Origin of the sequence: Pseudomonas sp. MD330_10, assembly GCF_042610415.1 — a bacterium.
Classification (GTDB): Bacteria; Pseudomonadota; Gammaproteobacteria; order Pseudomonadales; family Pseudomonadaceae; genus Aquipseudomonas; species Aquipseudomonas rhodesiae.
Map to the genome: position 1 here is coordinate 1 of NZ_JBHGZU010000001.1, position 12,546 is coordinate 12,546.

Annotated in this window: 12 protein-coding genes; 7 read left to right on the plus strand and 5 right to left on the minus strand. The window is 60.2% G+C overall.

The annotated features are described in order from the left end of the window. Positions 1 to 268 precede the first annotated feature (268 nt). The 7 genes from ACFZPT_RS00005 (at position 269) to ACFZPT_RS00035 (ending at position 8,020) form a co-directional block, all read left to right on the plus strand. On the plus strand, positions 269 to 1,927 hold the full coding sequence (locus ACFZPT_RS00005) for a Na/Pi cotransporter family protein (protein WP_034111154.1): 1,659 nt from the start codon (positions 269 to 271) through the stop codon (positions 1,925 to 1,927). 57 nt (positions 1,928 to 1,984) lie between these two features. Beyond that, a complete protein-coding gene (locus ACFZPT_RS00010; RefSeq protein ID WP_099312992.1) occupies positions 1,985 to 3,370 on the plus strand; it encodes a pitrilysin family protein in 1,386 nt (461 codons plus the stop codon). Between the two features lie 68 nt (positions 3,371 to 3,438). Then, positions 3,439 to 4,470, plus strand: coding sequence for a DUF5924 family protein (locus ACFZPT_RS00015; protein WP_034101737.1), 1,032 nt, complete (start codon positions 3,439 to 3,441; stop codon positions 4,468 to 4,470). A 53-nt stretch (positions 4,471 to 4,523) separates the two neighbouring features. Beyond that, entirely contained in the window at positions 4,524 to 5,672 is a 1,149-nt protein-coding gene (locus ACFZPT_RS00020) for an ABC transporter permease (RefSeq protein ID WP_040266490.1), read from the plus strand. Next, positions 5,669 to 6,472, plus strand: coding sequence for an ABC transporter ATP-binding protein (locus ACFZPT_RS00025; RefSeq protein WP_034101733.1), 804 nt, complete (start codon positions 5,669 to 5,671; stop codon positions 6,470 to 6,472). The genes ACFZPT_RS00020 and ACFZPT_RS00025 overlap by 4 nt, the downstream gene beginning before the upstream one ends. Before the next feature lies 1 nt (position 6,473). After that, a complete protein-coding gene (locus ACFZPT_RS00030; protein ID WP_034101732.1) occupies positions 6,474 to 7,412 on the plus strand; it encodes an MlaD family protein in 939 nt (312 codons plus the stop codon). Beyond that, positions 7,409 to 8,020: an ABC-type transport auxiliary lipoprotein family protein gene (locus ACFZPT_RS00035; protein ID WP_099312991.1), complete on the plus strand. Its 612-nt coding sequence runs from the start codon at positions 7,409 to 7,411 to the stop codon at positions 8,018 to 8,020. Before ACFZPT_RS00030 ends, ACFZPT_RS00035 begins: the two co-directional genes overlap by 4 nt. A gap of 91 nt (positions 8,021 to 8,111) precedes the next feature. Here the strand turns inward: ACFZPT_RS00035 and ACFZPT_RS00040 are convergent, their stop codons facing one another. The 5 genes from ACFZPT_RS00040 to ACFZPT_RS00060 form a co-directional block, all read right to left on the minus strand. Next, the gene (locus ACFZPT_RS00040; RefSeq protein WP_034101730.1) at positions 8,112 to 9,341 is read right to left on the minus strand and encodes a nucleoside recognition domain-containing protein; all 1,230 of its coding nucleotides are present in this window, start codon (positions 9,339 to 9,341) and stop codon (positions 8,112 to 8,114) included. Between the two features lie 100 nt (positions 9,342 to 9,441). Then, entirely contained in the window at positions 9,442 to 10,773 is a 1,332-nt protein-coding gene (gene gltP / locus ACFZPT_RS00045; protein WP_034101729.1) for a glutamate/aspartate:proton symporter GltP, read from the minus strand. A 713-nt stretch (positions 10,774 to 11,486) separates the two neighbouring features. Continuing rightward, a complete protein-coding gene (locus ACFZPT_RS00050) occupies positions 11,487 to 11,954 on the minus strand; it encodes an inhibitor of vertebrate lysozyme family protein (protein WP_034111150.1) in 468 nt (155 codons plus the stop codon). A 2-nt stretch (positions 11,955 to 11,956) separates the two neighbouring features. Beyond that, entirely contained in the window at positions 11,957 to 12,121 is a 165-nt protein-coding gene (locus ACFZPT_RS00055; RefSeq protein WP_003170804.1) for a DUF1328 domain-containing protein, read from the minus strand. An 81-nt stretch (positions 12,122 to 12,202) separates the two neighbouring features. After that, positions 12,203 to 12,502, minus strand: coding sequence for a hypothetical protein (locus ACFZPT_RS00060; RefSeq protein ID WP_034101781.1), 300 nt, complete (start codon positions 12,500 to 12,502; stop codon positions 12,203 to 12,205). Positions 12,503 to 12,546: the final 44 nt, after the last annotated feature.

The following is a 12,546-nucleotide window of genomic DNA, read 5'->3' on the forward strand; positions in this document are numbered from 1 at the left end:
CTCGGACGATTCGGCTGAAATCACCGAAGTATCCGATCAGAAATAAAAATGCCAGTCAGCTTAACTGACTGGCATTAGGCCTTCGCGCCCCGTTTTTTTTACATCGCAAAAAGCTGATTTCATGACAGTTTTGTTTCAATCCCCACTTTAGCTATGCGATGCTGGCGCCGAGCCCATTCGCCAACTACAGCTTAAGTACAAGACGTAGAACGGCACGCGGCAATTCTCATTGGCTCCTTCTGGAGCCCACCCACACGGGGGGCCGAGCATGCTGACCTTGCTCAATCTGCTTTCCGCCGTGACCCTGCTGATCTGGGGCACGCACATCGTCCGAACCGGCATCCTGCGGGTCTACGGTTCCAACTTGCGCCACGTCATCGGTCAGAACATGGCCAAGCGCTGGCTGGCGTTTATCGCCGGCATTCTGGTGACCGCCATGGTGCAGAGCAGTAACGCCACGGCGATGTTGGTGACATCATTCGTCGGCCAGGGCCTGATGGGGCTGATGCCGGCCATGGCCACCATGCTCGGCGCCGACGTCGGCACAGCCTTGATGGCGCGGGTACTCACCTTTGATCTGTCCTGGCTGTCGCCGCTGTTGATTTTTCTGGGGGTGATTTTCTTCCTGTCGCGCAAACAGACGCGGGCAGGGCAGTTGGGCCGAGTGGGCATCGGCCTGGGGCTGATCATCCTGGCGCTGCAATTGATCGTCGAAGCGGCGGGACCGATTACCCATGCCCAGGGGGTCAAAGTCGTGTTTGCGTCGCTGACCGGCGACATCCTGCTCGACGCCTTGGTCGGCGCCTTGTTCGCCATGATTTCCTACTCCAGTCTCGCCGCGGTGCTGCTGACCGCCACCCTGGCCGGCGCCGGCGTGATCGGCCTGCATGTGGCAATCGGCCTGGTGATCGGCGCCAATATCGGCAGCGGCATACTGGCATTTCTCAGTACCAGCATGCAGAACGCGGCCGGTCGCCAGGTCGCCCTAGGGAGCCTGCTGTACAAACTGATCGGTCTGCTGCTGATCATCCCGGTGCTCGACCCGCTCGTACGCTGGATGGATAACCTGGACTACAGCGCCCAGGGCATGGTCATCACCTTTCATCTGCTCTACAACGTCAGCCGCTGCCTGATCCTGCTGCCCACCATCGGCCCGATGGCACGCTTGTGCACGTGGCTGCTGCCAGAGCGAGAAGAGGTCAATGGCAAAGCCAAACCACGGCATCTGGATCCTACCGCCCTCACCACTCCCAGCTTGGCGCTAGCCAACGCCGCGCGAGAAACCCTGCGCCTGGGTGACCTGATCGACAATATGCTCACCGCCATGCAGGAAGTACTGCGCGGCAAACAGACGGCCATCACCCAGGAAATGCGCAGCCTCAGCGATGACGTTGAAGCGCTCTACAGCGCCATCAAGCTCTACCTGGCGCAAATGCCCCGCGAAGACCTCAGCGAACAAGACAGCCGCCGGTGGGCCGAAATCATCGAGCTATCGATCAACCTCAAGCTGGCCGGCGACTTGATCGAACGCATGCTGCGCAAGGTCCAGCAGCAGAAGACCTCCCAGCGCCGGCAGTTCTCGGAGGTGGGCCTGGAAGAACTCACCGACCTGCACAGCCAGTTGATCGCCAATCTGCGCCTGGGGCTTTCGGTGTTTCTCAGCGCCGACCCCCACAGCGCTCGCCAGCTGCTGCGTGAGAAGCGCCGCTTCCGCGCCCAAGAGCGGCGCCTGGCCCATGCCCATGTCAGCCGTCTGCAGCGCAAGATCGTACAAAGCCTGGAGACCAGTTCCCTGCATCTGGAGCTGATTGCCGACATGAAGCGCCTGAACTCGTTGTTTTGCAGCAGTGCGTATGTGGTGTTGGAAACGTCCGACACCGGCGCACTCTCGGCCGAAGATATTGCCGACATCACGCATTCACCCTGAACGTACGATGGCCCGTGAAGTCAGTTACAACTGACCTCACTCGCCAGGAAGCCAGTTATGCGTCGCCTGTTATTCGCCTGCCTGCTGATGGGCGCCGCTCACGCCTTTGCCTTTGACCGCCTGCAAGTCGAGGGCTACACCTTGCCCAACGGCCTGCAACTGCTGCTCAAACCGGGTACCGAGCGCGGGCATGTGGCGATTCGCTTGGTGGTGGGTGTGGGCCTGGATGACTTCCGGTGCGAGGACAAAGAGCTGCCACATCTGTTTGAACACCTGCTGTTCAGCGGGATCGATGGCGGCGGCGAAGGCGATCTGGAAGAACGCATGCAAGCCCTGGGCGGCGAATGGAATGCCTACACCAGCAACGCCGACACCACCTTCGTGATCGAAGCGCCCGCCTATAACCAGCGCAAAGTGCTGGACCTGCTGCTGGCGATCCTCACTCGCACCGAGTTGACCGACGCCCACATCAATGCAGCTAAACAGGTGGTGGAACGTGAGGACGGCGGCCACTACTCACGCCTGCAACGCCTGCTTGACCGCCAGGACCTGGGCCACACCGCCAGCAATCAACTGGCCGTTGAACTGGGCCTTAAATGTGCCGAACGCGCCGAGGTCAATCACCTGACCCGCGACCAATTGCAAAAACTGCGCAAGGACTGGTACGCCCCCAACAACATGACGCTGATCGTCGTCGGCGATCTCGACAAACTGCTGCCGGCCTATCTGGAACGCACCTACGGCCAATTGACGCCGGTCGAGCCCAGCGAACATTTACCGCTGCCGCAGATCCAACAGGCCGCCGCCGCCCATCGCGAGCTGATCCACGGATGGCTCGGCAACAGCGCCAAACTGCACTGGCTGCTGCCGGAACCGGTGCTGGACGACCAGCACGATGAAACCTACGACCTGCTCAAGGACTACTTGGACTGGGCGCTGTACCGCCAACTGCGCCTCAAGCATGGCCTGTCCTACGGCCCCTGGGCCGAACGCGAAGTGCTCGGCGGTGTCGGTTTTCTGAGCCTGAATGCAGACCTGGAACGGGAAAACCTCAGCGAAGCCGAACAGGTACTGCAAGACCTCAAGACGCAATTGCTCAAAGACGGCCTGGACCCGGCCACCTTTACGCGTCTGCAACAAGCGGCCATTGCCCGACAAGCCTGGGCCGTTCAGGGCAACAGCGCGCTAGCCGACTACTATTGGAGCGCTACCAGCGACTACGACAACGGCCATTTCAGCGACCCAGCCAAACGCATCAAGGCGGTCAAACTGGACGAGGCCAACCAGACGCTGCGCGAGTTGCTCAAGCAACCCGGCTACTGGCGCATCGAAAAACCACTGTTGAGCTACGACAGCCTGAGTGGCCTCGGCGTCGGCCTACTGGGGGTGATCGCGATCCTGTGGGTAAGCGTGCGGCGTTATCGCAAACGGGTTGTGCAATGACGCACCGAACACCCGGCTAAGACGTTATTCTGTCTGGGATTTTTCCTACACACACTGCGAATCGCCGAATGCCAAACCTGACTCACTATATCCAGCGCATCCTTGAACTGATGAAGCGCTACCCAGGGGTGATCGCACTCGGTGGTTTTATCTCGGGGGTGTGCAGCTTCATCCTGGTGGACCGTCAGCAGGGCATGGCCAGTTGGATCGCGGTGATCATGCTGGTGAGCTGGCTATGGCTGATGCTCGAAAACAGCTTCACGCAGCTGTTCACCAAACTCTTCAAACGGGAAATTCCCGAACCTCTGCTGCGCTACGCGACCCAGATGATCCACCAGGAAAGTCTGTTCTTCGTGCTGCCGTTCTTTTTCATCACCACGGCCTGGAACAGCGGCCAATCGATATTCACAGGGCTGCTCGGCGCCGCGGCGCTGGTGTCGATCATCGACCCGCTGTACTACAAGTGGCTGGCGCCCAAGCGTTCGCTGTTCCTGGCCTTGCACACCCTGACCCTGTTCGCCGCGCTGCTCACTGCACTGCCGATCATCCTGCACCTGACCACCGCCGAGAGTTACAAACTCGCCCTCGGCGTGGCCATGGCCTTGTCGATTCCGAGCCTGGCCGTGAGCCTGCCGCTGCGCAGCCTCAAGGGCTGGGCGATGCTGCTGGGGGTCACGGCCGCCATCGGCGCGGCGGGCTGGCTGCTGCGCAGTTGGGTGCCGCCGGCCACGCTGTGGATGACCGAAGTGGCCATCAGCACGCAGTTGCAGGACCGCACCCCGGGCGATGACCTCAAACAAGTCAGCGCCGCGCAACTGCGCAACGGCGGCCTGTATGCCTACACCGCTATCAACGCGCCGCGGGGGCTGGATGAGCGCATCTACCATGTGTGGAAACTCAACGGCAAAGAAGTGGACCGTATCGCCCTGGATATTCACGGCGGACGCAAAGAGGGCTACCGCGCCTGGACCCACAAGCAGAACTTCCCGGCCGACTCCGTAGGGCGCTGGCAGGTGAGGGTGCTCACCGAAGACGGACAAGTGATCGGCGTGCTGCGCTTTAAAGTCACCGACGCAGCACAAACGGACAACCCACAGTAGGCTGCTTCGTGCTATTACGTAGGACTTGTGGATAGCAAACAAGCTCGGAGCTTATGACCACCCACACCACGCCTGGCGCCGCCCATCTCGATACGTCCACCGCCCCTCCGTTACTCAGGATTACGGGGGACTGGACGCTTGCCCACTACGCCAGCCTGAAAAAGCTGTCGGACAAGCTCGACGGCCAATACGACGCCGGCGCGCGCATCGATCTCAATGGCCTCGGCGCCCTGGACACTGCTGGCGCGTCCCTGCTGGTGGAACTGCTCGGGCCGACCCGCATCGAGCAATCCGCCGAGCAGACCGATTGCAGCCTGTCCACCGCCGACCGCGCACTGCTTAAAACCGTGTATCGCTCCCTCAACGACTTCTGCGTGCCGGACAAGGCCCCCGAAGAAGCTACCGGTATTCAGGTGCTGGCGCGTATCGGTGCAGCGGTGGACAAGGTGTGGCAGGACAGCAAGAAACTGCTGGGCTTTATCGGCCTGATCCTCGAAACCTTCGCCCGCAGCCTGTTCCGGCCCAAGCGCTGGCGCATTACGCCCATGGTTGCCCACCTCGAACAGGTCGGCCTGGATGCCGCCCCCATCGTGGCCTTGTTGACCTTCCTGGTCGGCGCCGTAGTGGCCTTTCTCGGTGCCACCGTGCTCAAAAGCTTTGGCGCGACGATTTTTACCGTGGACCTGGTGGCGTTCTCTTTCCTACGGGAATTCGGCGTGCTGCTGACGGCGATCCTGATCGCCGGCCGCACGGCCAGTGCGTTTACCGCACAAATCGGCTCGATGAAGGCCAACGAAGAAATCGACGCTATCCGCACCCTGGGGCTAGACCCGATGGAGCTGCTGGTGCTGCCCCGCGTGCTGGCGCTGCTGGTGGCGCTGCCGATGCTGACGTTTCTGGCGATGCTCTCGGGGATTGTCGGCGGTGGCGTGGTATGCGCCGTGGCCTTGGATATTTCACCGGCGATGTTCCTTTCGCTGTTGCAATCGGACATTGGGGTTCAACATTTCCTGGTGGGCATGGTGAAAGCCCCGATATTCGCTTTCCTGATCGCGGCGATTGGCTGCCTGGAGGGCTTCAAGGTCAGCGGCAGTGCTGAGTCGGTCGGTGCCCACACCACCTCCAGCGTGGTGCAATCGATTTTCGTGGTGATCTTGCTGGATGCGGTCGCGGCTCTGTTCTTCATGGAGATGAGCTGGTGAGCCGTCTACACCGGGCACCCGCCGAGGCGGTGATTGAGGTGCGCGGCCTGTGCAATCGCTTTGGCAGTCAGCGCGTGCACGAGAACCTCGATCTGGACTTGTATAAAGGTGAAATCCTCGCGGTGGTGGGCGGTTCCGGCAGCGGTAAGTCGGTGCTGCTGCGCAGTATCGTCGGCCTGCGCCGGCCAAACGAGGGTGAAGTGCGGGTGTTCGGCAAGAACCTGCCGAGCCTGCCGGAACAGGAGCGTTCCCTGGTGGAACGGCGCTTCGGCGTGCTGTTCCAAAAGGGCGCGCTGTTTTCCTCGCTGACGGTGACCGAGAACGTCGCCCTGCCACTGATCGAACATGCGGGCCTGAGCCGCGCCGATGCCGAGCATTTGGCTGCGGTGAAACTAGCGCTGGCCGGGCTGCCGCTGTCGGCGGCCGACAAGTACCCGGCCTCGTTGTCCGGCGGCATGATCAAACGCGCAGCTCTGGCCCGAGCCTTGGCGCTAGACCCAGACATCCTGTTCCTTGATGAACCCACCGCGGGCCTCGACCCGATCGGCGCGGCGCAATTCGATCAACTGATCCTGACCCTGCGCGACGCGCTGGGCTTGAGCGTGTTCCTGGTGACCCACGACCTGGACACGCTGTACACCATCACCGACCGCGTGGCGGTACTGGCGCAGAAAAAAGTGCTGGTGGCCGATGCTATCGATGTCGTCTCGGAAACGGACGATGCGTGGATTCACGAATATTTCCACGGCCCCCGTGGCCGCGCGGCATTGGATGCCGCTCAATCGCTCAACGAGGTATGACATGGAAACCCGAGCCCATCATGTGATGATCGGACTGTTCAGCGTGATCGTGGTGGTCGGCGCCATGCTGTTTGGCTTGTGGCTGGCCAAGTCCAGCGTCGACAGCGCGTTCCAGGATTACGAAGTGGTCTTCAATGAAGCGGTCAGCGGTCTGTCCCAAGGCAGTGCGGTGCAATACAGCGGGATCAAGGTGGGCGATGTGATCAGCCTGCGCCTGGACCCAAAAGACCCGCGTCGCGTCCTCGCCCGTATTCGCCTGGCCGGGCAGACGCCGATCAAGGAAGACACCCAGGCCAAACTCGCGCTGACCGGCATCACCGGTACCTCGATCATCCAGCTCAGTGGCGGCACGCCGCAAAGCCCCGAACTCAAAGGCAAAAATGGCAACCTGCCGGAAATCATCGCCTCACCTTCGCCCATCGCGCGCTTGCTTAACAACAGCAATGATCTGATGACCAGCATCAACGTGCTGCTGCACAACGCCAACAGCATGTTCTCCGCGGAAAACGTCGAGCACTTGAGCAATACCCTTGCACATCTGGAACAAACGACCGGTGCCATCGCTGACCAGCGTGGCGATATCAAGGTTGTGATGCAGCAGCTGATGCAAGTGAGCAAACAGGCAAGCGCCGCGCTGGAGCAGACCACCGCGCTGATGCGCAATGCCAATGGCCTGTTGAACGAGCAGGGCAAGCAAGCCTTCGGCAGCGCCGAACAGGCCATGAAGTCCCTTGAGCAAAGCACCGCCACCATCAATACCTTGCTGACCAACAACAAGGATTCGGTCAACAGCGGCATGCAAGGGCTCAACGAACTGGCGCCGGCCGTGCGCGAACTGCGCGAAACCCTCGGCTCGCTGCGTGCCATCTCCCGCCGCCTGGAGGCCAACCCCAGCGGTTATCTGCTGGGCAGCGACAAGAACAAGGAGTTCACGCCATGAAGCGTGCTTATCAACTGATCGTCCCTGTGGCCTTGGCGCTGATCAGCGCGTGCTCGATCCTGCCCAAAGCCGACCCGTCCGACGTGTACCGCCTGGCTTCGGCCCAAGCCACCAGCCAAGGCACGCCGGTGAGTTGGTCGCTACGCGTGACCAAGCCGCAAACCAGCGAATTTCTCGACAGCCCGCGCATTGCCGTGGTGCCCAATGGCGACTTGATCAGCAGCTACGCGAACTCGCGCTGGAGCGATCCGGCGCCGGTGCTGTTGCGTAATCGCCTGCTCGACGGCTTACAGCGCGATGGCCGGGTCACGCTGCTCAGCACCGATGACACCAACCTGCAGGCCGACTACGAGCTGGGCGGGCAGTTGCAGGCGTTTCAGAGCGAATACCGGGGCAATGCGGTGGAGGTGGTGATTCGCCTGGACGCACGCCTGGTACGTGGGAGCGATCAACGGATTCTGGCCAGTCGACGCTTTGAAGCGCGCCAGCCGGTGAGCAATACCCAGGTGCCAGGGGTGGTCGCTGCGTTTGGCCAGGCAGGGGATCAGTTGAACAAGCAGGTGGTGGATTGGGTGGTGGCTCAGGGCAACCGGGGCGTGAAGCGCTGAGGGCGTCATCGGGGGCAAGCCCCCTCCCACATTTGAATGTATTCACAGGTCAATGGGTGGGAGGGGCTTGCCCCCGATAGCTATCTAAGTCTCAGCCAAAGAACCAGTAGCACACCGAGATAGCCGCCACGACGCCGGCAAACTCCGCCAGCAACGCACAACCCACCGCATGCCGCGCGCGCTGGATACCGACCGAACCAAAGTACACCGCCAACACATAGAAGGTGGTTTCGGTACTGCCCTGAATCGTCGCGGCCACCAGCGCCGGGAAGCTGTCCACGCCTTGGGTCTGCATGGTCTCGATCAGCATTGCCCGCGCGGCACTGCCGGAGAACGGCTTGACCATCGCAGTCGGCAAGGCATCGACAAAGCGCGTGTCCATGCCAGTCCACGCCACCACATGGCGAATCCCTTCCAGGCCGAAATCCAGCGCGCCGGAGGCACGTAATACGCCCACCGCACACAGCATCGCCACCAGGTACGGCAGCAGGTTCTTGGCGACATCGAAGCCTTCTTTGGCACCTTCGACAAATGCTTCGTACACCTTCACCTTGCGCAACGCACCGATCAGCAGGAACAGCATGATCAGGCCGAACAGGGTCAGGTTGCCGAGAATCGATGACAACCCGGCCAGTGCCGTGGCGGACAGGGTCGCCAGCAACGCCATGAAGCCGCCCAACATCAGCGCGCCAGGAATCAAATAAGCCAACACCACCGGGTCCCACAGCCGCAGGCGCTGCATGACGGCAACCGAGAGCAGGCCCACCAGGGTCGACGCACTGGTCGCCAGCAGAATCGGCAGGAACACCAGCGTCGGGTCGGCGGCGCCTTGTTGGGCGCGGTACATGAAGATGGTCACTGGCAACAGCGTCAGCGACGAGGCATTGAGCACCAGGAACAGAATCTGCGCATTGCTCGCGGTGGTCGGCAGCGGGTTGAGTTCTTGTAACGCCTTCATGGCTTTGAGGCCGATGGGGGTCGCGGCGTTGTCCAGTCCCAGGCCGTTGGCGGCGAAGTTAAGGGTGATCAGACCGATAGCGGGGTGACCCGCCGGCACTTCCGGCATCAGGCGACGAAACAGCGGGCCGAGGGCCTTGGCCAGCCAATCGACGATGCCGGCCTTTTCGGCGATGCGCAGAAAGCCCAGCCATAACGTCAGGGTGCCGAACAGCAACACCATCACTTCAACCGACAGTTTGGCCATGGCGAAAATGCTTTCCACCATCGCCGCGAAGATCCCAGCGTTACCGCCGACCAGCCATTGCGCCAGTGCTGACACCATTGCCACGACAAAGAAGCCAAGCCACAGGCCATTGAGCATCAGTTGAATCCCCTCGAATGATGGGGCGAATGATAGCGGGGCCGGCAGAAACGACAAACCCCGGATTTACCCGGGGTTTGCGTTGTTCAGCTCAGGGGGTTCAACCGCGGCTGACCTCGCCGACCGGCAATGCTTCCTTGCTGCGCCAGTGCGGCAGGGAATTCCAGTAGCGCTCGCCCTTGGCGTCGTCGTACATGCCTTCCCAACGGGCGATAACCAGCACAGCCAGGGCGTTACCGATCACGTTAAGGGCGGTACGCGCCATGTCCATCACACGGTCGACACCGGCAATAAACGCCAGGCCCTCAAGCGGAATGCCAACGCTGCCCAGGGTGGCCAGCAGCACCACGAAGGACACGCCCGGTACACCGGCGATGCCTTTGGAGGTGACCATCAGGGTCAGTACCAGCATCAGTTGCTGACCGATTGACAGGTCAATGCCGTACAGCTGGGCGATAAAGATCGCGGCGATGCTCTGGTACAGGGTCGAACCGTCGAGGTTGAACGAGTAGCCGGTCGGCACCACGAAGCTGCAGATCGCCTTCGGCGCGCCGTAGGCTTCCATCTTTTCGATCACACGCGGCAGCACGGTTTCGGAACTGGCGGTGGAGTAGGCCAGCACCAGTTCATCCTTGAAGATGCGCATCAGCTTGATCACCGAGAAACCGAACAGGCGCGCGATCAGGCCGAGAATCACAAAAGCGAAGAACAGAATGGCGACATAAACCAGGATCACCAACTTGGCCAGCGGCAGCAGGGAGGCGAAGCCGAAGTTGGCCACAGTCACCGCGATCAGCGCGAATACACCGATGGGGGCGTATTTCATGATCATGTGGGTCACTTTGAACATGCTCTCGGATACACCCTGGAACATGGTCACCAGCGGCTCGCGCAGCTCAGGCTTGAGGCTCGACAGGCCCAGGCCGAACAGCACGGAGAAGAAGATGATCGGCAGCATTTCGCCACGGGCGACGGCGGCGAAGATGTTGGACGGGATCAGGTTGAGGATGGTCTGGATAAACGCATGCTCGTGCTGCACCTCGGCGGCGGTCGCTTGGTATTTGGAGATGTCCACGGTACCCAGGGTACTCATGTCGATCCCGGCGCCGGGGTGGAACAGGTTTGCCAGCAACAAGCCGACCACGATGGCAATGGTGGTGACCACTTCGAAGTAGAGGATGGTTTTGACGCCGATGCGACCGAGCTTTTTCGCGTCACCGACACCGGCAATACCGACGATCAGCGAGGAAATCACAATCGGGATCACGATCATCTTGATCAGGCGAATAAAGATATCGCCCGCCGGCTGCAGCACATTGCTGATCCACCAGGCCTTTTCAGCACTGAAATGGTTGAGCACTGCTCCGATTGCGATCCCCAGTACCAAACCGATGAGGATCTGCCAGGCGAGGCTTAGCTTTGCCTTCTTCATGTCATTACCCTTACTTCAAGTGAACTTAAGGCAAATGCGCCAGCTGCAACGCTCGAAAGCGAAAAAGTGTGAGCATCCGCCTCCATGAAAGGTCGCCGCCGCGTGGCCGAAATGACTTACTGGCAGGCGAAAAAAGGCGCAACTATTCCCATGCAAGGGGGCGACGTCTAATGCCGTAAACGCCTACCCTATGCCGAATCGGCATGGCTTTTTTAGATAATAACTGTCCGAACGGTCAGTTCAAATGCGACATTTTGCCCGACGAATATGCCGTGAAACGGCCAATTCAGGCTCACGCAGGGTTGCAGGCGTTGATCGAAGAATCAGCACAAATGCTTGAGGATTCAGCGCAGTAGTGTCTGAAATGTCCTATAGACCCCTGCAAACTTTCTCGATAGATGGTCGCCGCGACACACTCAGTAATGGTTGAGGGCAGGCAAAAATAAAATGGTGGGCTATGGGCGGCATAACAGGTATAAGCCCGCCGCAAGTTCAACAAGTCGACGACTTGTGAACCTGCGTCGCAGCTTTTCGCCTGACCCGGCCCTTGCGCAGGTACTCCCTGTACCCGTAGGTCACGCCGATCCCAATCGATCAGAGCAACCCGGCCCCCTGGTCATGCACGCCCCGCGGCGGGGCGTGCAGAAGAAAGAAGCGAAGAGCTTCTTTCTATGGACGCTGGTCCCGTTATCAGCAAGCGCTTTAAACGAAACCTAGTACCAATTCGGGTCTTTCTTGAGCTGTTCCATCAGCAACTTCTGCATGCCTTCGTCCGGTTTACCAATAAAGCGGTAGTCGGCGTGCCGCGTAGGCGACTTGTCAGCCGGGAGGCCGGCCGGCACTTCCACCAACATGGCGTAGGCATCTTCCTTGTCAAAGCTGAAAGCGACGATCAGACGCTTGTTCAGGCATGTGTCCGCGGTCTCGCAGAGCGGCCCTACCAAGTACTTGTCGCCATCCTCTTCGACAGCATTCATTTGCTCGGCCGTACCGGTCAGGTTCATCACCCATTCCGGCAGGCGCTCTTCTTTCTTCACCACGCCTTGCCAGGTCTCACGGTATTGCGGGTCCGCGCTGAGCAATTCGTTGGCCCGCGACTGGCCGTCATTGGCGGCCATCGCCAGACCGCTACCGCCCAGCAATAGGGCGGCAGCAATGGCTTTGAGAGACAAAGTGGTCATATTCAGCCTCGGCCGCGACGACCAAAGAAGAACGAAGCAATGAACATCACCAGGAAGACGACAAACAGGATCTTGGCGATACCGGTTGCGGTGCCTGCAATACCACCGAAGCCCAGGACTGCAGCAACAATGGCGATGATCAGAAATGTGATTGCCCAACTCAACATGGTGATTCTCCTTACGCTTCTATTAGAGGGTACAGCGGTCATGCCGTACGGACGCCCAGTGCGGACGACCGCTTTTCTTGCCTAGAACACCCAACGTTCCTGAGCTGGCAGCTGATCCAGCGTTGAATTCTGGTCAGCTACTCGCAATTGCTTGACGCTCACATCGCCAACAGCGCTGGCGGCGGGACGGCTCTGCATCGAACTGAAATGGGTCTGGGTCATGGCCGGACGCTCAAACACTTGGGCTTGCTGCTGACTCTCCTGCCAATGTTGAATCTGCTGGCCTGCAATCAACGTGACCATCAAGGCCAAGCTGGCAAACAAACCTTGCTGCACATGCAGTGGCGATACACGCAATTGGCTGAGGGTTTGGCGAGTCATGCTGCTGTACTCCCGCATTCTGATTATTCGTTCATGACGCTCTT